Raw genomic sequence first — 18,848 nt, forward strand, 5'->3', positions numbered from 1 at the left:
ACATGTTTAAGCAGCAACCGTTTCTCGGTATTCAACCGGGGAACGGTTGTTTAGTTTTTTCTGGAATCTACTTTGGTTATAAAATGAAATATACTCGCGCACCTGTTTTTCTACCTCAGCTAAGGTTTGGGGCTTGCTTAAATATATCTTTTCCGTCTTCAGATGAGAAAAGAAGGATTCTATGCATGCGTTGTCCAGACAGTTTCCGCGTCTGGAATGGCTTCCGAGGATCCCAAGTCCAGTAAGTTTACGGTTAAATGGTTTGGAGGTGTATTGAAATCCCTGGTCTGAATGGAGAATAGCTCCCTCCAAATTTACATCTTTACTTAACGCGTCTAGCGTTTCGTTAACCAGAGCCAGATCGTTTCGTTCCGAAAGGTGCCATGCTACGATCTCGTTGTTATACAGATCCTGGATTGCCGAAAGGTAGACAAACCGTTCCCCAACCCGTATGTAGGTAATGTCGGTAGCGAGTTTAGATAAAGGAGTATCCGCCTGAAATTGACGATCCAGCCGATTGGGATTCACGACAGAAGCCTGTTTACCGAAAAAACGACGCTTCTTTCGAATGACCGACTGAATCCCCAATTTCTTCATAATCCGGTAGACCCTTTTGTGGTTAACTACGAGGCCTTCTTTCCGTAAAGCAACCGTCATACGCAGATAACCAAAGTAGGGATGAAGGCGGTGGAGCGACAACATATGAGCTTCCAGTAGCTTGTCCCTTTCTTTACGCTGCCTGGCTGTCTGCTGAGCCCTTCTCCATTTGTAATAGCCTGCTCGTGAAACATGGGCTAACTCTAATAGCCATTTCAGTGAATACCTCTCTCGCATTTCCTCGATGATTCCGAACCTGGTTGCTTTCTTCGTCACTCCTTGTGCAGATTTGGATACTGCTTTTTTAAATATTCAATCTCCGCTCGTAGATACGCCATTTCTTCTTCCATACTGGAAAACTTCGTTTTCGGTCGTCCTCGTCTTGGGCTAGTTGGCTCTAAAATCTCACCTGTTCGATATTTTGTTGCCCAGGTTTGTACCTGAGACTTATTACGAACGCCCAACTGTTTCGCCACTTCACGAATACTCCTCTGCTCCTCGTTCACCAACCGGACTGCCTCCATCTTTAATTCCAAGGAGTACTTCCGAAAGGTTTGCCCCTTTTTGGCCATGAAAAATCCCCTCCGCTCAACAAGAATTAAATCCATCTTACCAGATGTCTTTTTTCTCTTGTCTACTAGAAGGGGATAATACCAATCAGGCTGGTGTTTTTCTTTCTCCTTTATGGGGTAGCGCCAACAAACCGGGAAAAACGTTGATCAGTAACTCCTCGTAACCGTGCTGATTTCTCCATTGTCATATTCGTTCTGGCCTAGCAAATGATTTTAGTGTTATTCTGAATCTGCTCCCGTTTTCGCCTGAGTGTTCTAACTCCAGTTGCCCACCCATCATCTCGGCCAGATGCCTCGCGATGGAGAGTCCAAGCCCCGAGCCGCCTTGGTTGCGATTACGCGACGATTCTACTCGATAAAACCGTTCAAAAATGAGATCTCTCTGGTCAGCACGAATGCCTATGCCCGTGTCCTTCACAAGTACTACCAAGTTCTCGGCCTCCGTAGTTAAAAGAATGTTGACGTCACCGCCCTGTCGGTTGTAGCGAACTGCATTCTCGATCACATTATGAAAAACATGGAACCATAGATGTCGACTGCCGACCACGTTGTCCGTAGGTTGTTGCAAAAGGACTTCCAGCCTTACAGAAACCCCAAGCGTTCGTGAGATCGGTTTAATTTCCACTATGATATCATGCAGCAACTGCCGCAAATCGAAAGTCTCGTCATCTCCCGGGGCATATCTGCCGTCGGACAAAAGAAGCAAGTCCTCAACAAGCGATTCCAGACGGCTTAACATGCGATCCGCAGCAAGTCGGAAGTCTTCCCTATCTGCAGGATCATCCGGAGATAGAACAAGCACATCAAGCTGCGTTCTCAGTATGGCCAACGGAGTGCGCAACTCGTGCGACGCATCGCTAATGAATCTACTCTGTTGACGGAATGCAGCCTCTAACCGATCCAGCATGGAGTTGAATGACAGGCCAAGGTCGCACAGTTCTTCTTCCCATTCTTCCAAACGTAACCGGGTATGAAGGGTGTGGCTATCGATTCCGGCAACTGCTTCGCTCATTTCACGAACAGGTCTTAAAGCAAGCCCTGAGACCCAATACGAGCTAACCATCCCCGCAATTACAGTGAAAGCAAAGCTGAACAGCATGTTCGACAAGATCGGGGTGGAGTGAGAAAAGATAGCAAGCAAGCCGGCAAAAATCAAACATAGCATCATAAGAACGGAGGTGGTGTAGAGCGCTAATCGAGTACGCAAAGAGAGGCGGTATCTCTTCATTCGAAGCACACCGCCTCAACATGAGCCCCCGAATGCAGACGATATCCCTCACCTTGAACCGTTATTATATAGGCTTCCGTTTGATCGGCAAGTCTTCCGGTGGCAAGCTTCCGGCGTAATGAATTTATATGAACACGTACGGTCGTAGTAAACGGGTCGGCATGGGCATCCCAGATGTGCTCAAGTAAAGTTTCCGCTGATATCGTTGCCTCTGCGTTCAATAACATATATTCCAGGATCGCAAATTCCTTGCGGGTCAGCGGCAAGTACCTCCCCGCTTGCATGACAGTTCGAGCAGCCGAGTCCAGTAACAAATCCCGATAAGCAAGGCGAGAAACCTTAAGTGGAGTTTCCCGCCGTAGTTGCACTCGAATTCGGGCAAGCAACTCATGGTAATGAAAGGGCTTTCCGATATAATCGTCTGCCCCTACATCAAGCCCATTGATAATGTTATGCGACCCGTGACGAGCAGTTAACATGATGATAGAAAGACGGGGTTGTGATTGTCGGAGTCTCTTGCAGACCTCGACGCCATCCATAACAGGAAGATTAAGATCCAGCAGCACAAGATTGTAGCGATGCGCTTCCGCCATCTCCCACCCTGCCGCGCCATCCTCTGCGATATCCACCGCATACCCTTCCCGACGGAGGCCCTTGGCCAGCGCATGCGCCATATCCACTTCATCCTCTACCAGCAAAATCCGTATTATCCCCACCCCCTTGTCGAGCAAATTGAAAGTTTTTTTTATTTTAGCATGGTGGATGACTTCTTAACAGGGATGCTACAGGTCGCTGTACGAAGCTTGCGGAATCCGTACCAGGTTCCTCCCCCCCAGACAAGCGTCACCACCACGCCAGCAAGGACAAGATGCTCCCGGAGCATTACGCCCATTGCCGAACCCCCAAGCAAGCTGAGTCCCAAAGTTAGGGTAAATGGCAAGTGGCACGGACATATGAGAAAAGAAACTGCAATCCAGAAAATACCTTTGCGCTTCTCCTGCGCTACTTGACGCTCCATGGTAAATAACTCCCTTCATGTGTACTATAAGGCGATTGTAACAACTCCCTTATTAAATTGATGTTAATTGCCTTCTTAAATTCACAACGAGCTTCTTGTTCTATAGGTTGAATAGAATTGCCAAAGCTCTCTGGCAACATGTCCGATAGATCTTTGATTGAATTCACTAGTCTAGAGCCTGTCCTTTATGACCTTTTCTTGCGAACGAAATAAATAATTCCTGCAACCAGCACAATCACAGCACCTACGCAATAAATAATGGGGTTCATGTTGTCGCCTCCTTCTTTGATCCGGATAGTTTCATTGTACGATAGGAGATGTTAAATCTTCGTTAAGTCCACAAAGCGCAGGCTGTTCTCTTCAATTACCACCATAAATGCTTCCCTGCTTATTGGGGTGATGGCACCACGTCTTCATCGGACGGAATGTGCGTTCAGATCGGGGTTGCCGCACTTCATGCCGACGGCGAGTACCCTTTCAAAATTTATGTTTCCGAATCTATGAAACCGATGAATTCCCGGAATGGCTGACGTCTATATAAACGAAGGCATAATGAACACAAACTAAATTGACGAAGAGGTGTTTTGAAGATGGCATTAACGTCCGCGTTTACGAGCATCAACCTACCTGTAAAAACCGTAGAGCAATCGAAAGCGTTCTTCACCGGACTCGGATTTCAGCTCAATCCGCAATTCCCTAACAACGAGAATTCGGTAGCCTTTGTGATCGGCGACAACCTGCAGGTCATGCTGATCAGTCATGCAGTCTTTAATACGCTCACGGAGAAGGAATCCGTCGATACGAGCAAGTATGCTCAGATGACGATCGCATTGGCCTTCGAGAGCCGGGAAAAGGTTGATGAAATTGTGAAGACCGCGATCTCCTTGGGCGGGAAATTGCACGCTGAACCTGAAGATCATGGGTTAGTGTATCATTGGGGCTTCGTGGACCTGGACGGCCATTTGTGGGCTATTAACTACATGAGCACGGATGCGACACAAGATTAAGGTTAGCGGAGAGCAAGTTCGCACTAAGGTTGAAAAAGAAAGACGCCGGGCATCTTCCCCGGCGTCTTCTTCGCGATGATTAGTTTTGTTCGGTATAGGCTTTGAAATTGTCCATGATTGCTTGCCAGCCTGCTTGCTGGAATTCGACGGGATTTGAGCTTTCCGCGTCGAACGTTTCAATGAAATTCGTCTCATTCCCTTGATCGACGAAAGCAATATCCACTCTTCTTCCGTCTTCCATGGTGTAGCCGATCGCCTCATGCAGCTTCACCACATCGTAGACGCCGCCAAAATCAAAGCCCATGCTGCCATCCTTCGCTTCCATCCGTGTCTGAAACTTGCCGCCGACCCGCAGATCGTTCTCGGCTCTCGGCGCATGCCAGTCCTCGGACGCTTGATTCCACTTCGTGATATGATCCGGCTCGGTCCAATAACGCCATACCTTCTCAACAGGGGATTGAATAACGGCTTGCACGGTTACTTTCGTCGGTTGATTTGTTTCCATTTTTAATCGACACCTCTCTCATGATATTCGTCATTTGGTTATTCTCAATAATATAGACGTAAGCCAATGACGAAATTCATCGGTCAATTCGCTCAGGCAGCCCAAATCGCGAAAATAATGGCGTATGAATGAAGTTTTGTACATGCAGGATTTGATTTTCTTTGGTTTCGATGACGTGGATGCCCCAGGGTACCAGGCCAGAGCCCTCTTTGTCCGGCATATACTGGGCCAACGCCGGATAACCGCCATTCACCGTAATGGGCACAAATCGCGAACCTTCGCAATGCCAGCGAGTAAGCGAATAGAAGGCGGACAAATCTTCTTTGCCGCGGATCCACATCTCGAAGGGCGGCATCGACATACAGCCTTCCTCGTGGAATAACGCGACGAGCGCAGTAATATCGAATCGCTCGAAGGCCTCCACATACCGGGACAGCAGCTTCTGCTCCGGTTGAACTTCCATGCTGCTGAGTTCATCCGAGCGAAGCTGCGTCCGGTTCATCGTCTCTCGGGCTCTTTGCAAGGCGCTGTTCACAGCTGCCGGTGACATCGAAAGCGTGTCCGCGATCTGCTTGGAGGACCATTCAAATACATCCTTCAAAATGAGTACCGCGCGCTGCCGCGGAGGCAAGGTCTGCAGAAGAGCGATGAAGCACAGTTGAAGGGTATCTCTGCGGACGAGCCGATCCTCCGGATTACCACCAAAGTCGGGAGACGGCCAGATCCAGTCAGAGTCCGGCAATGTGTCTTGCGGCGTGGCGATAGCCACGGCCGGGCCCTGCAGGTCAACGGGAAGCACGCGGCGTTTGGATTGTCTCAGCTTGTCCAAGCACAGGTTGGAGGCAATCCGATAGACCCAGGTTTTGAATGAGGAATCCTGTCTAAACGTGCCCCAGCTCTGCCAGACCCGAATACTCGTCTCCTGAACGGCATCGTCCGCATCGTCCATGGAGCCTAGCATTCGGTAACAGTACGAGGTTAGGCCCGGCTTCAAGCTTGCAAATAATGTTTCGTCAAATACGGTCTCGTGCATCACGGCCTCCCTTAAACGATCTCCCCGAAGGGTTGTACCTTCATTATATGTAATGAAGTGGATAGCCTCAATCCGATACTTTGAACATCTACGTTTCTATCATAATTGGGTGGGCACTTGGTTATCTAAAAAGCAGCACACATAAAAAAGACCACTATCTTCAGTGGTCTTTTACTGATTCTGCTGACAACATATAAGTTGCATCAAAGCAAACATCATTTCAGGCAGCCTATTGGTTCGTCTTTTGGGACGCTCCTTTAGAGGCTTTAGCATCTGCACCAGCTACAATTGCGCCTGTATCTGCCGCAAATTCCGCATTAAGATTTGGAACGCCATTTTTCTTTCCTACTTGCTTGGAGCTATGTTTTGCATTTTTATTCTTCATCACCTTACACCTCCCCGAGTCATGAGAATCGGTAATTATCCGGTTTGAGAAAACCACTGTTTCCTCAATTAGTATTATGTGATGAGAAGCTTCACCCTATGTATTGTTCATGCAAGTAGCACGTCTCGTCCATGGCTTAGTTCGGAGTATATTTAAATTTGATCACCTATTCGATTTTACGCTGAAGAATACCTCTCAATCGGGAACAGACTTCTTCTACTTGATTAACTGTACCATGTACTTCTTTATAGTTTTTGATATTTGTTGGATGCCAAAATTCTTTGGGTGTGTCGGGATACCTTGGAATAAGGTGAATATGAAAATGAGGAAAAGCATCACCTTGCACAAAGCTATATACATGTTCAGCACTTTCTGAGTTTTTTAATACTCTACCTAACTTATTTAAAATTAAGCCAATTGCACGAGCTTCATCATCGTTCATATCTCCATAGCCAGCTGCATGCCGCTTTAAATCCACAATAAGGTAACCCAAATAAATCAAAGGCTCATTAGACCCAATGTGCCCCACATACACAAATTCATCTTCATAAATGCACCCACCATTTATTTTAAGTTCACCATTATGTTTGCGGCATACAAAACAATCATTTGAAGACATCATTTTAATATCCACTCCCTCATCCTCAATTTAAATCCAAAAAACAGGGTGGCGTAGGTTTTACCATGCGCAGTACCACTCTTCTTGAATCGTTATTGGGAGGAGGACCTGTATACTGTCTCACACCTAAAGACAGTTCTCTGAGTAACAGGTACTCCTTAATGCCCCCGATCTTTGCGTTTTGATTATATGATTTCAAACTACCTTTTAAGCCAATTCTTATTCTGAATTGCAATAAACTACGGGTTTACGAGACTTTTTACAAGACATTATACCCTTTGTGGTACAGTGCTGAAGAAAATGATTATGAAGCTCTTGGTTCTATAGCTTTTGATTTGTTCGAAACAGTATAAATGAACCCTTAGTCTGCTCTTCTTCACAGATCCTGCCACCATAAATCCTGCTGTGGAGTTGGCGGAATCTGATCCAGATAGACCGCTTCGCCGATTCTAGGTATATGGTATGGGATGCTCTGCTCTTCGGCTGCGGCCGATAACCGTCTTGCAGGTTCGTTCCAATCATGCAGCGCCAAAGCGAAACCTCCCCAGTGTACGGGCAGCAGAACTCCTCCCTTCACGTCACGATGCGCATGTACCGTCTCCTCCGGAAGCATATGCGCGCCGCTCCATCGCTTGTCATATTTCCCGCATTCCATATATTGTCCGCATTCCATAAGGGTCAGTTCGAACGGTCCGTGCTGACGCCCTATACGCTTAAAGTGAGGACCGTATCCCCCGTCCCCGCTGAAGAAGAGACTCCTCTTCTCTGTCTTGATTACCCACGAGCACCATAGGGTGGAGTTCTGATCGAACAGCCCTCTTCCCGAGAAATGTCTCGCGGGCGTACAGGCAAAGTGAATGCCCTGAACGATCCGTTCTTCTCCCCAGTCCAGCTCGATGACGGTATCGGGTGACGCTCCATCCTTCTGGATTCGCTTGCTGACTCCGAGCGGAACTAGGAAAGTGCTAGTTAACGGAATAAGCTTGCGTATAGAGAACGAATCCAGATGATCGTGATGATCGTGAGATAGAACAACGATGTCGATCGGAGGAAGTTCCTCAATTGGAATTGGCAGGTTGACGCTGAATCTGCGATTGCGGGAGAAAGGAAGCGGCGACGGGTTCTTGCCAAACATCGGATCAAGCAGAATCGTTTTGCCATCAATCTGAAGCAAAGACGCCGAATGTCCGAACCATACGATCTTGTCTATTCCGTCGCATAGCATACCCCGCTGAAGGGGGACGATTGGAAGCGGCTGCTTCGGCCTTCTCTGAGTTTTGGCGGATAGGAATTCAAGTAGCATGGATACAATGTCTCCTACCTTAAATTTCGCAATTACTGGGATTTCATTCTGGAATTTACCGTTCTTGGCTCGCCTCGACCGATTCCAATCGTTCATTTGTCTATTCTCCCTCGCGCTTAATGTGAAGTAACTGCTGTTCTCTTGGTTTCACCATTGACCTTCCGCCTTCTTTGATCCGAGAAGAAAGCGATTAAAATGCTTGGAATAAGTAGGAAACTAACTAAATGAAAAGTTGAGCTAAATCCTTTTGCCATATCCGATCGTATTTCAGCGTTGATTACTGACCACAACTGTTTAATCTGTTCTCGATTATGTTCAAAAACTACTTTAATCGCTTCCTGCTTTTGACTTGGTGCTTGAAGAAATGCTTCCTTTTCACGTTGATCGACCTGTTCCATTACTTTCTCTAATGTCATCTTTTGCTGGGCGTTAACTTCTTGTAGCGATTCATTGTTCATGGATTGAATACTTGTAATTATTCCGTCTTTCATAGACGCATCAAGTGTGGAAGCTTGAATCGTGTGTATAGCTTTGTCACGAGCAGTTGTGAGTTCGTTCTTCATATTACTGCTCAGTATTGTAGCTAATAAAGCGACACCGATTACCATCCCGAGTGTACGAGCCACATTGGTAACTCCTGACACGATCCCAAGCTTGTCGGCAGGAATGTTGTTCACAGCTGAACCAAACAGCGGCACAACCGATATCCCAAGCCCCGCACCTAACAGAGAAAGTCGCCACACCGCGTCAAAACGAGACGAATCCGCATCCAGGCTGCCAAATAAATAAACCGAAAGTGTGATAACGGCCAAACCGATACTTGCCAAGTAGCGCCCACCTATTTTTTCAGACACCGGTCCGGAGAATATCGAGAATACCGTTGCAGTCAAAGAGCTTGCTATGATTGTCATTCCCGCTTCAAGCACAGACATATTACGTAGACTCGTTAAGTAAAAGGCGATTAAAAAACTTCCAGCAGACGTTCCAATTGAAGTGAATAATAGCGCAGTGGAGGAAGCGTTAAAGGTTGAAATGCGCATTAATGATAAGGGGAGCATCGGATCTTGGGATCTTCTTTCGATAACGATAAACAATGCAAGTGACAATAATGATCCTGCGAATAATGATAAGACGTAGAAGGAACTCCAGCCATAATCCGATGTCTCGATTAATCCTAATGTGAAGCAAAAAATGGCGGCTGAGATCGTTAACATTCCTGATATATCCAGGCTTTTGCTAGCGGTTTTGTCGTAAGACTCTTTTAATAAGATATAAGAAACAATAAACGATAGGATAGCAATCGGTAGATTTACGAAATATACAGACTGCCAATTGAAATACTCGGTCAAAATTCCTCCTAGTGCTGGCCCACTTGCGCTAGCCACGCCTGCTATGGCACCCCAGATTCCTAAGACAGCGCCATGTCGTTTTTTCGGAAAAAGCCCGATGGCTAGCGGAATGGTGACGGGTACAATAATAGCCGCACTTAAGCCTTGCAGCACACGAAACAAAATGAGTAGATCCAGTGATGGTGCGATTCCGCATAAAAAAGAAGTTAACGCAAACAAAATGAGTCCGATGAGAAAAAGCCTTTTGCGACCAAATTGATCCGCTATGCGCGATGCTGTTAACATCAATACCGCAAATGCGATATTGTATCCATTCATGATCCAACTAATATCACTCACATCTCGATTAAAATACTCAGCCGTTTTCGGTAATGCAATATTCACAATCGTTGTATCCAACAGTGCGATAAAATATCCCAAAATAATACCAATAAACGTCAGAATGGTTCTGCCCCTACTTAAATTGTTCACTCGCCGCCATCTCCCTCTTTGTAATATTGTTTTTTTTGCAACGGTGTTGTCCTGCTATCTCAGTCGTCTGTAATCACTGTTACTCATCTTTAGAAAAGTTAAATTTATGTTTCGCACCTAGTAATCGATTCGAAAAGTCTTCCATCGCAGCAAGCGCTTCTGGTTCAATAATCCCCGATCGTAAATTGTCGTCTTCAAAAATACAGTCAAATACCGCTACGATCATAAAAGCAGTTTGCTTTGGAAATTCCACATTGAACAAACCAGACTCAATACCTTCTTCGATAACAGTTTCTACAAGCGGCTTAATTTCGTTATTACATCGAATTTCAAACAAATGATTCAGTACCAAACTTTCATTTTGATGGATGTAACTCATGAGATCGCTATTCCAACCTTCAAAATAAATAAAGGATTTAGCCATCTGCTCAAATTTATGAATCGCATCGAGTTGACTGTTACGCGCAGTTATTTCCATACCGTGAATAAGGGAATCAGAGTAACGCTCAAGCAGGTGATCCACTAGCTCATCTTTCGATTTGAAATAATGATAAAACGTTCCTTTTGCAACGCCCATTCGCTGCACAATTTCCTGAATCGTTGTTTTCTCGAAGCCTTTTTCCAAAAACAGAAGTTCGGCCGTTTGTAAGATTTCATTAAAGCCTTCGTCGCGTGTCCTTACCATCGATGATCACATCTCTTTCCAATTTTTATCAATCATATCTTAGTGACCGACCGTCGGTCAATGAGTTATTGAGAAATATTTCCTGTTTAAGCAAAGCAGCTCTTGTTTCCACGGGAGTATATAGAAAAAGCACGATAAATCAGGCTTCTCCAATAATAATCCATACCAGTATCTACTTCTTTAAAACACAAAAAGCCGCACAGGTGCGGCTTTAAGTTTGTAGTTCTGTCATATGGCACTTACCGAAATAGCCCTTTACCCTTCTACAATATCTGCCCGAAGATCAGATGCAATTTCGATCATGAGGGGCACGATTTCTTGATGAGAAATGGCTACATACAAATCCCCCATATAGTGTCTGAATGGAATGAGAGCCTCTCCATGTTTCCACATGAAGAAATCGCCATCTATAGACATGGTGCTCTCCTCCCCTTTCACGGTCAGCACCGTCTGATAAGTAAAATCAGCCTTGGATGAGAAGTAAACTTGACATTCTTCCAATGAAATCTCTTGATCAGCAGCATCTGGCTGCATGGATCTCGTAATTCGAAAGCGTTGGTTCATAAATATCCTCCAGAAATAAATTGATGGATTGAGACAAGGTCATCTAATCGTCTGGTAAACGAGACCTATGGCTCCAGAATCAAAGCTCTTGTTTTCGATAAGTTTAAGATTGATCTTCTCCTTGAGACCCTGGAATAACGGCAACCCGTTGCCGATCAGGACGGGAGAAACCGTGATTTTATACTCATCTATTAAATCAAGCTGCATAAGGTATTGTGCGAACCTAGGACTGCCGAGGATGACCATATCCTTGCCTGGCTGCTGTTTGAGGTTCTTAATCTCTTCCTCGACATCTTCTTTCACCAGTCTGGAATTGTTCCATTCGACTCTATCCAGCGTTGTGGAAAAAATGATTTTGGCTGTCTTTTCGATCCACTCGGCATGATTCCGTTCATGCTGCGAAGCTGATGGGTCCGAAGACACAGATGGCCAGTAACTGTGCATCATCTGATAAGTCCCACGTCCCCAAATGACAGTGTCGGCAGTACTTAGAATTTCTCTGGCGTGTTTCTCCAAATCAGCATCGTAGGAAACCCAGCCAATGTCCATTTCACCGTTCGGCCCTTCTACAAAACCGTCAAGCGATGAGTGCAAAAATAGAACGAGTTTTCTCATTTTCAGCTCTCCTTTGTTCATAAGGGATATGTACATTAACTACATTATAGGGCATTTTTAGCTTTGGGATGTTGTGAGTTATTAATACGCTTATTCCTCATAATTCCTTATTCATAAATATCAGTCTTTCTATTTCAATAAAGCCATTCTTCTTATAAAAATGTTCTGCTGCTATTCCTCTATTTGTTAGCAAAGTTATGCGAGCAATGCCTTCTGATTTCATATTCTCTTGCACATAATTTATCAGCTGTGACCCAATTCCACTTCTTTGGCAATTTGTTTCCACACACATCTCATTTATAAAGAATTCATCTCCGCTCCACCATCTCTTGCGAACTCCCACAATAAAGCCCTTGATACCAGCTTCATCTTCTGCAATATACCCCCTAAAGCCAGAAGCTTTAATATAGTCATTTAAATATTGCTCGGCATATTCTCTAGACCATTCATCATTCCATGGCTCTTGGTTGAACACACTAATAAACAAGTCTACACATAATCGAAAATCAGCCTCTGAAAAGTTTCTAAATTTCATATCATTCAACTCGTTTCGCATGAATAGTAGTATTTTCCTCAACTTGTTCCATTACATTATTCCATATTAACCAAGAGTAGTTAAGGTTCTTACTGTATCTATAGTCGATCCGCTGAAGAATCTTCACTTTTTGAATTTCTGGGCTGCCCAATTTCCCGGCGGTCATAGGCAAGTGCTGTTGTAACTACGGCGAGAATGGCACAAATTAAATACATAACGGAATAAGAGGTTAGATCCGCTAGCGGACCCATAATAGCTCCTCCCATAGAAACTCCTAAATCTGCCGTTGCAATGAATAAACCCAGAAGCACATTACGACCCTGTTGCGGAAGTACGAAGGATAGATAGGTCGTTAACGTGGGATAGAGCAGAGCTTGAGCGATTCCCAACAAACATGAACTAAAATAAAACAAGACGAGCCCTCCCCAGACATAACCGCTTAAGCTGATACTAAGTGATGAAATAGTTATAAATAGCATGAGCATCATGACATATGCAGAAGGCCACTTTCCATTTGAAGGGATTTTTTTTCGTAGAAAGAATCTTGCAGCCACAAGTGTGCATGCCTGGATTGAGAGGTAAATCGCTGCGTTGCTGTCAGGAATTTCCGCGGCATATAGAGGAATAAAGGTGGACATAGCTCCAAATACCAGGGATGCGATTAACATAAGGAGACTGCATCTGAATAAATCAGGATTCTTATACAACTTACTAAAGGATTGTAAGAACGATTGCCTCTGCAAATCTGGTCCGGGAGCCAAAGCTTTAGAGTGGTCTATTCGAATGCTATAGCCAGCAATTGTCGTAAATATAACGATGGTTATCATCGTACTTGCAAAAATATTCATCTCTCCAGACTTCCAAATTCCTATTGCTATTAGGGGTCCAATAATATTGGGAATGGTAGCAAATAAAGAATACAGAGATATTCCTTGCGAGCGTTCCTTGTCCGGCAAAGCATCGATAATGCCCAATTGTAAAGCCATTGAGAAGAAAGCCGTACATCCCCCTTGCAGCACTCGTGCGAAGAAATAGCCTTCCATGCCGGTAAAAGTATATAAAAGAAGTGCCAATCCGTTAATAGCGATAATTGCACGCAGCACCATAACAGGACCTGTTCGTTGAATAATGAACCCTGCCCATGGCCGAAAAAACATCGTTGTAAATAAGTAAGCTCCCATTATGATTCCGATTTCGGTATTGCTGGCTCCTAAAGAATCTCCCTTTAAGGGGATATAGACGTTTAGTATAGAATTTGCGCTGAAATATAAAAGGGTTAATAGATATAATCGCAGAAATGGCCAAGCTAAAGCACCCTTCAACCCTTCTCCTCCTTCCTGTAATACCGTGTTAAGCCATAATCATCCGCAACATCTTCCTGGCATACGGGGATTGCACGTCCTTTAAGTTTTCTATATTTACTATTTCTTCGACTTCACCGCTTCTCATAATCATGACTCTACTACATAGATAAGCCGCTGCCTGGATATCATGGGTTATAAATATATAACCGAGCTTGTCCCTATCCTTTAATTTTTTGAGTAGCTCCAGGATTTGCATCTGCACCGATCCATCCAGGGAACTAATTGCTTCATCCAGAAGAATACATGGAGACTCCGTCGCGATTGCTCTTGCTATGCACACTCTCTGAACTTGGCCTCCAGATAACTCATGCGGATATTTACTTCGGCAAGACAACTCCAAACCTACATGCTGCAAAAAATAATCAACCTTGGTTGCGTTTAACTTTCGCTTGCCCGGGTTCATATTTAAAGCTTCCATTATGGCCTGTTCAACTGTAAAAAATGGATTTATCGATGAGGTATAATCCTGAAAAACAGCGCTAATCGCTACTTTTCCAGCGCCTTTCTTTACTAGCTCCTCACCGTACAACAAGATAGACCCCCTGTCGGGCTTCTCAATTCCAAGCAGCAGTCTGCCTAGCGTGGACTTGCCACAACCGCTTTCCCCTATGATACCCAAGCATTCGCCTTGGTTGTATTGGAAGCTAATGTTATGTAGAACTTGTTGCCTCTCACGAGAGAACATACCGCCTTTTCTGTAGGACTTATTGACCTGATTAACGACTAACATAGGCAGGCCCTCCTATTACTCTATTAAAATGTTCATGAATCACTGCATGGGAACCTACTAAATGCCGGGTATATTCATGCTGGGCTTTAGTGAACAAGACTGAGGCTTCTCCATGTTCAACAATGTTGCCTTCTTTCATCACAAGAACCTCATCAGCTATCTTCCTGACAACACCTAAATCATGGGAAACAAAGATCATGGAGCATCCCATCTGCTCCCTTAATCGACAGAACTGTTCGATCACCTCGTATTTGGAGACGGTATCCAATGCAGATGTTGGTTCATCCGCGATGATAATGTCCGGTTCTAATACGATAGCCAAACTAATCATGACACGCTGAAGCATTCCTCCTGACATCTGATGGGGATACTTGTTCATGATTTCAACCGGGTCCTTGAGTCTTACGCTTTGCATGGCCAACTTCATTTTCTCAACGATTTCGCTTCGATTCCAGCCAAAATGGTGAACCAGCGTATCCCTGATATGAACGCCAATTACACTTGTTGGATCGAAGGCTCGCATTCCGTTCTGAGGAATCATGTAAAGCTGCTTTCCTCTTCTTCGCCTCATTTCATTTTCTGCTAACCGATCTATACGTTCGCTTGAAATAAAATCTCGCCGGATTGGCGGATGTTTCTTTTGTTTAGTCTCAAAATCGCTCTGCATGTTAGGGACTTGCCGCTGCCGCTTTCGCCAACGATAGCCAAGCAGCTTCCCGACTTAAGCTCGAATGAACTAGCAGTAATGATTACCTTTCCCGTGCTGCCATCCCAAATCCGTAAATTCGATATCTGTAGAATGCTCATGTTCGACTCACGCCACCTCTCCCCTATGCAGAATTGTTCTCTGCTTTAGTCCTTTTCTGTGCTTTCTCCCAATAGAAGTTAGTTTGGGATCCAATGCAATTTGAAGGGCATCGGTAAAGAAATTGACGGCGGATACGAAAATAATGATTGTTATCCCGGGTGCCAACATGACTTCGGGTCTTGAGAACATAACTTGTCTAGCTTCATTCAACATCATCCCCCATTCCGCATGTGGCGCTTGAACTCCTAAACCAAGAAAAGAAAAACCTGATATTTGCAACACCATGGAACTAAAGGAACTGCTGGAAGTTACTATGATGTCTGGTAGTGAAACGGGTAGGATATGCATCCGCATAATTCTGAAGCTGCTTGTACCGAGAGTCTTGGAGAACTTTACATATTCTGCATTAGCGTGCTGTATAACCGATGTGCGAATGATACGTGCAAACCAAGCCCACTTGATCAGCACAAAGGCAAGAAGAATATTCTCAAGCCCTACACCGAGAACACCGATAATTGCTAAGGTCATGACATATCCCGGAAAAGATAACATGATATCGCAGATCCTCATGAGAAAGGCATCGATTTTTCCTTTGAAATACCCTGCTACAAAGCCTACCACTGCTCCAATTCCTGCCGAGATCGCGAGCGTAAGCAGTACCCAGAGCACACTTGGCCTGATTCCGTATATTAATCGAGATAGAACGCAGCGTCCCAAGTGATCATTGCCAAGCAGAAACTTCCAGGACACAGAGGCGAACCTCAGATTCATATGAACCTCTTGCGGATCGTTTGGGGCTACCCATGGCGCGAATATTCCAACTAATAAAGTAGCTGTTATAAAGAGGAAAGAGAGAAAAGCCAGCCTATCTTTAAAAAGATAATGGATTCGGTTCATTAGGAATCTTCCCTTAATTTAGGATTTAACAACGTATTGATTACGTCCGAAAAAGTGTTGACTACAATAAAGGCCGCCGCCAATACGAGCACGTACGCTTGGATAATTGGGAAATCTCTGCTTAGAATGGATTTGACGCTAAGCATGCCGAGACCGGGCCAAGCAAATAGATTCTCAATTACTACCGTGCTCCCCAGAATAATTGGAATGGCCATGAAAAAAACAGAGCCAGCTACCTGTAAAGAATTTCTCAAAAGTCGCATCATGATTCGGCTTTCGGGCAAACCGCAGGCTCTACCGAATAGAACATAATCTTCATTCAAATGATTAAGCAGAGAGCTTCTGACAATCCGAAAATAGATTCCCGCGTAGCTTATTGTGATGACGCTAACGGGTAAAATATAACTTTGAACGGAGTCTATCCCGTTTGTGGGAAGCCAATCGAGTTGGACGGAGAAGTACCAGACTAACAGGGCTGCAAGCAAGTAGGAAGGCATGGAAGTCAGGAAAAAGGCAGCGCCTCTAATCGACTTGTCTACCCATCTACCTTCTGTCAGCGCGCAAATAATACCAAGACCAATGGAAACTACGATAATTGCTACTGCCGAGATGACGGTGAGCTTAAGCGAATTTAAGAATGCTGGCCCGAGCATGGACCACACCGGCTTGCCCGTGACATACGAGTTGCCGAAATCCAGCTGCAAACACGAGAGCATCCAATTCAAATATCGATTAAAAAAAGGCTGATCCATCCGTAGAGCCGTTCTTGTCTCTGCCAGCAATTTCTCCGTAATCTGGGGAACGCCTTGCGCATGAAGCACAACCTCTGCCGGATCCATAGGGGATAGAAGGTTTAGAACAAACGTTAGAAAAGAAACAACGAGCAATAGTGGAATGGCGAGTAAAGATCTCCTGAGAATATATCTACTCATTTAATTCAAAATACATTTTCTCGAACGGAAGCTCGAATTGCGTATGCTTGAAGGAAATGCCCTTTAAATTTGACGGAGCGACAATCGTCACGCTACCGTTCGTAATCGGAATGAAGACGGCTTCATTATGTACGATTGTCAGAATGTCCTTGTATAGAGACCTGAGTGTCTCTTCATTGGAGGTGATCATAACTTCGTCGATTTTTTTGTAAAGCTCTTCGGCTTTCGTGATTCCGCTAGTTGTATGGTAGTATGCCGCTTGGGAGGTAAAGGAGGCAATCGTGCTTTTCGGATCGTAGGCAAGACCCCAGGTTTGATTTAACAGTAAATCATACTCCCCCGTTGCTCTTCTGTTTGCGACTGAAGTGGATTCCTCACCAAACAACTCCAAATGGATCCCTATGTTCGTTAACGTGTTCTGAAGCATTTCTGCTTCTGCTTTCTGAGAGGAGGAGTTGACGTCATAGTAGAGGCTTATTGTTAATTCGTGATTGTCTCTCTTCCTGATCTCGTCTCCTTTGTTCAGAATCCAGCCGGCATCATCAAGCAGCTTCTTGGCTTCTTCCAAGTTATATTCTCTCTTCTTCAAGTTGACATTCGCGTAATGGACATTAGAAGAGAACAAGCTTTCCGCAGGAGACTCCTGTCCGTTGAAGAGTTCCTTGCTAATTGTTACTCTGTCGATCGAATACCAGATGGCCTCACGAACGGCTTTATCTGCTATAGGGCTTTCTGATCTGCTGCTATTGGCAACGATCATTTTCGTATTCATCGGCTCGCTTCGGACAATTTGATATTTTCCGCTATCGGCCAACGTATTCATAGCTTCGACATCAATACTGTCCGTTCCCCGATCGTCTGTAAACGCAAAGTTGACTTCGCCTTTCTGCAGGGCTAAATAAGTCGTTTCTCCTGTAGGAAGCACCTTTGCCGTAATTCTCTTTATACGCGGCGCGCCCCTCCAATAGTTCTCGTTCGCTTCAAAAATCGCATATTGATCGGTCTTGTGCTCCGTTAATTTGTAAGGACCCGTACCGTCATAACCGTTAACGCCATCTTTTGTCTGGCCATATCTAAAATCATTAGGAGAAAGGAAAACGTAGGGTCTAGTCATGGACAGTTCAAGCAAAGTCGGATAGTAAGGCTCGGATAATACCAACTGTACGGTATGCTCATCAATAACTTTCGTTGCTGCGAGCTTAGAAGATAGCTCAATCCAGGTATGTTTGGTTGCGTTATTCTGTACGGCATCGATGTTTTTCTTTACGGCTTGCGCATTAAATGGAGCGCCGTCATGGAAAGTTACATTTTTTCTGAGATGGAATGTGTAGGTTTTTCCATCCTCCGAAATTTCCCACGATTCCGCCAACAAGGGTTTAATCCCTTCTGCGGTATTCTCAACCAGGGATTCGTAAACCATTCCTTGAGCCGGCATCGATCCTTGATAAAGATGGGGGTTCATATCATTGATATCCTTGGCTGTAGCATACACCAGCTCCTGAGTCTGATTGACAGCCTTCTTTGTATCCGAATTTTCAGACCTATTATTGCTGTTGCTGTTGTTAGAGCTGCAGCCGGCCAAAGCTATCGCTAGCAACAGCGCTAATGAAATAAATCTTTTGTTTAACATG

Annotated in this window: 20 protein-coding genes and 2 pseudogenes; 2 read left to right on the plus strand and 20 right to left on the minus strand. The window is 44.8% G+C overall.

What is annotated here, in order from left to right; translation table 11 throughout:
- Window positions 1-6: 6 nt before the first annotated feature.
- The 4 genes from ACRRNK_RS10715 to ACRRNK_RS10730 form a co-directional block, all read right to left on the minus strand.
- Window positions 7-1,169, minus strand: a protein-coding gene (locus tag ACRRNK_RS10715; RefSeq protein ID WP_433943524.1) for an IS3 family transposase whose coding sequence is annotated in 2 segments (ribosomal slippage) — window positions 7-905 and window positions 905-1,169 — 1,164 coding nt in all. Because the reading frame shifts where the segments join, the coding sequence is not laid out codon by codon here.
- Between the two features lie 184 nt (window positions 1,170-1,353).
- A complete protein-coding gene (locus ACRRNK_RS10720) occupies window positions 1,354-2,397 on the minus strand; it encodes a sensor histidine kinase (protein WP_433946712.1) in 1,044 nt (347 codons plus the stop codon).
- Window positions 2,394-3,113, minus strand: coding sequence for a response regulator transcription factor (locus tag ACRRNK_RS10725; protein WP_433946713.1), 720 nt, complete (start codon window positions 3,111-3,113; stop codon window positions 2,394-2,396). Before ACRRNK_RS10725 ends, ACRRNK_RS10720 begins: the two co-directional genes overlap by 4 nt.
- Window positions 3,114-3,142: 29 nt before the next feature.
- Entirely contained in the window at window positions 3,143-3,415 is a 273-nt protein-coding gene (locus ACRRNK_RS10730) for a hypothetical protein (protein ID WP_433946714.1), read from the minus strand.
- A 335-nt stretch (window positions 3,416-3,750) separates the two neighbouring features.
- Between ACRRNK_RS10730 and ACRRNK_RS10735 the strand changes: the two are divergent.
- A pseudogene (locus tag ACRRNK_RS10735) lies at window positions 3,751-3,879 on the plus strand (Tn3 family transposase); the annotation flags it as partial.
- Between the two features lie 126 nt (window positions 3,880-4,005).
- Window positions 4,006-4,422 (plus strand): VOC family protein, encoded by a 417-nt coding sequence (locus ACRRNK_RS10740; protein ID WP_433946715.1) that lies wholly within the window; start codon window positions 4,006-4,008, stop codon window positions 4,420-4,422.
- Window positions 4,423-4,501: 79 nt separating this feature from the next.
- On the opposite strand, the gene ACRRNK_RS10745 is transcribed toward ACRRNK_RS10740, so the two are convergent.
- From ACRRNK_RS10745 to cntA, 16 genes and pseudogenes are all read right to left on the minus strand, one after another.
- Window positions 4,502-4,927 (minus strand): SRPBCC family protein, encoded by a 426-nt coding sequence (locus tag ACRRNK_RS10745; protein WP_433946716.1) that lies wholly within the window; start codon window positions 4,925-4,927, stop codon window positions 4,502-4,504.
- Window positions 4,928-5,003: 76 nt separating this feature from the next.
- Window positions 5,004-5,960: a sigma-70 family RNA polymerase sigma factor gene (locus ACRRNK_RS10750; RefSeq protein ID WP_433946717.1), complete on the minus strand. Its 957-nt coding sequence runs from the start codon at window positions 5,958-5,960 to the stop codon at window positions 5,004-5,006.
- 229 nt (window positions 5,961-6,189) lie between these two features.
- Entirely contained in the window at window positions 6,190-6,345 is a 156-nt protein-coding gene (locus ACRRNK_RS10755; protein WP_433946718.1) for a hypothetical protein, read from the minus strand.
- Between the two features lie 166 nt (window positions 6,346-6,511).
- The gene (locus ACRRNK_RS10760; RefSeq protein ID WP_433946719.1) at window positions 6,512-6,967 is read right to left on the minus strand and encodes an HIT family protein; all 456 of its coding nucleotides are present in this window, start codon (window positions 6,965-6,967) and stop codon (window positions 6,512-6,514) included.
- Between the two features lie 373 nt (window positions 6,968-7,340).
- Entirely contained in the window at window positions 7,341-8,363 is a 1,023-nt protein-coding gene (locus ACRRNK_RS10765; protein ID WP_433946720.1) for an MBL fold metallo-hydrolase, read from the minus strand.
- 20 nt (window positions 8,364-8,383) lie between these two features.
- Window positions 8,384-10,114 (minus strand): MFS transporter, encoded by a 1,731-nt coding sequence (locus ACRRNK_RS10770; RefSeq protein WP_433946864.1) that lies wholly within the window; start codon window positions 10,112-10,114, stop codon window positions 8,384-8,386.
- A 52-nt stretch (window positions 10,115-10,166) separates the two neighbouring features.
- Window positions 10,167-10,772 carry a TetR/AcrR family transcriptional regulator gene (locus tag ACRRNK_RS10775; RefSeq protein ID WP_433946721.1) on the minus strand — a complete coding sequence of 202 codons (606 nt, stop codon included), beginning with the start codon at window positions 10,770-10,772 and terminating at the stop codon, window positions 10,167-10,169.
- 255 nt (window positions 10,773-11,027) lie between these two features.
- A complete protein-coding gene (locus ACRRNK_RS10780; protein ID WP_433946722.1) occupies window positions 11,028-11,336 on the minus strand; it encodes a hypothetical protein in 309 nt (102 codons plus the stop codon).
- 39 nt (window positions 11,337-11,375) lie between these two features.
- Complete coding sequence (locus ACRRNK_RS10785; protein WP_433946723.1) at window positions 11,376-11,951, minus strand: dihydrofolate reductase family protein; 576 nt, start codon at window positions 11,949-11,951, stop codon at window positions 11,376-11,378.
- Between the two features lie 97 nt (window positions 11,952-12,048).
- The gene (locus ACRRNK_RS10790; protein ID WP_433946724.1) at window positions 12,049-12,486 is read right to left on the minus strand and encodes a GNAT family N-acetyltransferase; all 438 of its coding nucleotides are present in this window, start codon (window positions 12,484-12,486) and stop codon (window positions 12,049-12,051) included.
- A 98-nt stretch (window positions 12,487-12,584) separates the two neighbouring features.
- Complete coding sequence (gene cntE, locus ACRRNK_RS10795; RefSeq protein ID WP_433946725.1) at window positions 12,585-13,808, minus strand: staphylopine family metallophore export MFS transporter CntE; 1,224 nt, start codon at window positions 13,806-13,808, stop codon at window positions 12,585-12,587.
- 28 nt (window positions 13,809-13,836) lie between these two features.
- Window positions 13,837-14,580, minus strand: coding sequence for an ABC transporter ATP-binding protein (locus tag ACRRNK_RS10800; RefSeq protein WP_433946726.1), 744 nt, complete (start codon window positions 14,578-14,580; stop codon window positions 13,837-13,839).
- Window positions 14,567-15,387, minus strand: a pseudogene (gene cntD / locus ACRRNK_RS10805) (staphylopine uptake ABC transporter ATP-binding protein CntD). Before cntD ends, ACRRNK_RS10800 begins: the two are co-directional and overlap by 14 nt.
- Window positions 15,388-15,394: 7 nt before the next feature.
- Window positions 15,395-16,285 carry a staphylopine uptake ABC transporter permease subunit CntC gene (gene cntC, locus ACRRNK_RS10810; protein WP_433946727.1) on the minus strand — a complete coding sequence of 297 codons (891 nt, stop codon included), beginning with the start codon at window positions 16,283-16,285 and terminating at the stop codon, window positions 15,395-15,397.
- Window positions 16,285-17,217, minus strand: a complete 933-nt coding sequence (gene opp1B, locus ACRRNK_RS10815) for a nickel/cobalt ABC transporter permease (protein ID WP_433946728.1) — start codon at window positions 17,215-17,217, stop codon at window positions 16,285-16,287. The genes cntC and opp1B overlap by 1 nt, the downstream gene beginning before the upstream one ends.
- The gene (cntA, locus tag ACRRNK_RS10820; protein WP_433946729.1) at window positions 17,210-18,847 is read right to left on the minus strand and encodes a staphylopine-dependent metal ABC transporter substrate-binding lipoprotein; all 1,638 of its coding nucleotides are present in this window, start codon (window positions 18,845-18,847) and stop codon (window positions 17,210-17,212) included. The genes opp1B and cntA overlap by 8 nt, the downstream gene beginning before the upstream one ends.
- Between the last annotated feature and the right edge of the window lies 1 nt (window position 18,848).

Source organism: Paenibacillus sp. SN-8-1 (assembly GCF_050995535.1).
Lineage (GTDB): Bacteria > Bacillota > Bacilli > Paenibacillales > Paenibacillaceae > Fontibacillus.

Bases quoted from the DNA above. Each gene is read 5' to 3' on its own strand.
- ACRRNK_RS10720 (WP_433946712.1), bottom strand. From the start codon at position 2,397: ATGAAGAGATACCGCCTCTCTTTGCGTACTCGATTAGCGCTCTACACC.
- ACRRNK_RS10730 (WP_433946714.1), bottom strand. From the start codon at position 3,415: ATGGAGCGTCAAGTAGCGCAGGAGAAGCGCAAAGGTATTTTCTGGATT.
- ACRRNK_RS10740 (WP_433946715.1), top strand. From the start codon at position 4,006: ATGGCATTAACGTCCGCGTTTACGAGCATCAACCTACCTGTAAAAACC.
- ACRRNK_RS10745 (WP_433946716.1), bottom strand. From the start codon at position 4,927: ATGGAAACAAATCAACCGACGAAAGTAACCGTGCAAGCCGTTATTCAA.
- ACRRNK_RS10750 (WP_433946717.1), bottom strand. From the start codon at position 5,960: ATGCACGAGACCGTATTTGACGAAACATTATTTGCAAGCTTGAAGCCG.
- ACRRNK_RS10755 (WP_433946718.1), bottom strand. From the start codon at position 6,345: ATGAAGAATAAAAATGCAAAACATAGCTCCAAGCAAGTAGGAAAGAAA.
- ACRRNK_RS10760 (WP_433946719.1), bottom strand. From the start codon at position 6,967: ATGATGTCTTCAAATGATTGTTTTGTATGCCGCAAACATAATGGTGAA.
- ACRRNK_RS10765 (WP_433946720.1), bottom strand. From the start codon at position 8,363: ATGAACGATTGGAATCGGTCGAGGCGAGCCAAGAACGGTAAATTCCAG.
- ACRRNK_RS10775 (WP_433946721.1), bottom strand. From the start codon at position 10,772: ATGGTAAGGACACGCGACGAAGGCTTTAATGAAATCTTACAAACGGCC.
- ACRRNK_RS10780 (WP_433946722.1), bottom strand. From the start codon at position 11,336: ATGAACCAACGCTTTCGAATTACGAGATCCATGCAGCCAGATGCTGCT.
- ACRRNK_RS10785 (WP_433946723.1), bottom strand. From the start codon at position 11,951: ATGAGAAAACTCGTTCTATTTTTGCACTCATCGCTTGACGGTTTTGTA.
- ACRRNK_RS10790 (WP_433946724.1), bottom strand. From the start codon at position 12,486: ATGAAATTTAGAAACTTTTCAGAGGCTGATTTTCGATTATGTGTAGAC.
- ACRRNK_RS10800 (WP_433946726.1), bottom strand. From the start codon at position 14,580: ATGTTAGTCGTTAATCAGGTCAATAAGTCCTACAGAAAAGGCGGTATG.
- cntC (WP_433946727.1), bottom strand. From the start codon at position 16,285: ATGAACCGAATCCATTATCTTTTTAAAGATAGGCTGGCTTTTCTCTCT.
- opp1B (WP_433946728.1), bottom strand. From the start codon at position 17,217: ATGAGTAGATATATTCTCAGGAGATCTTTACTCGCCATTCCACTATTG.
- cntA (WP_433946729.1), bottom strand. From the start codon at position 18,847: ATGTTAAACAAAAGATTTATTTCATTAGCGCTGTTGCTAGCGATAGCT.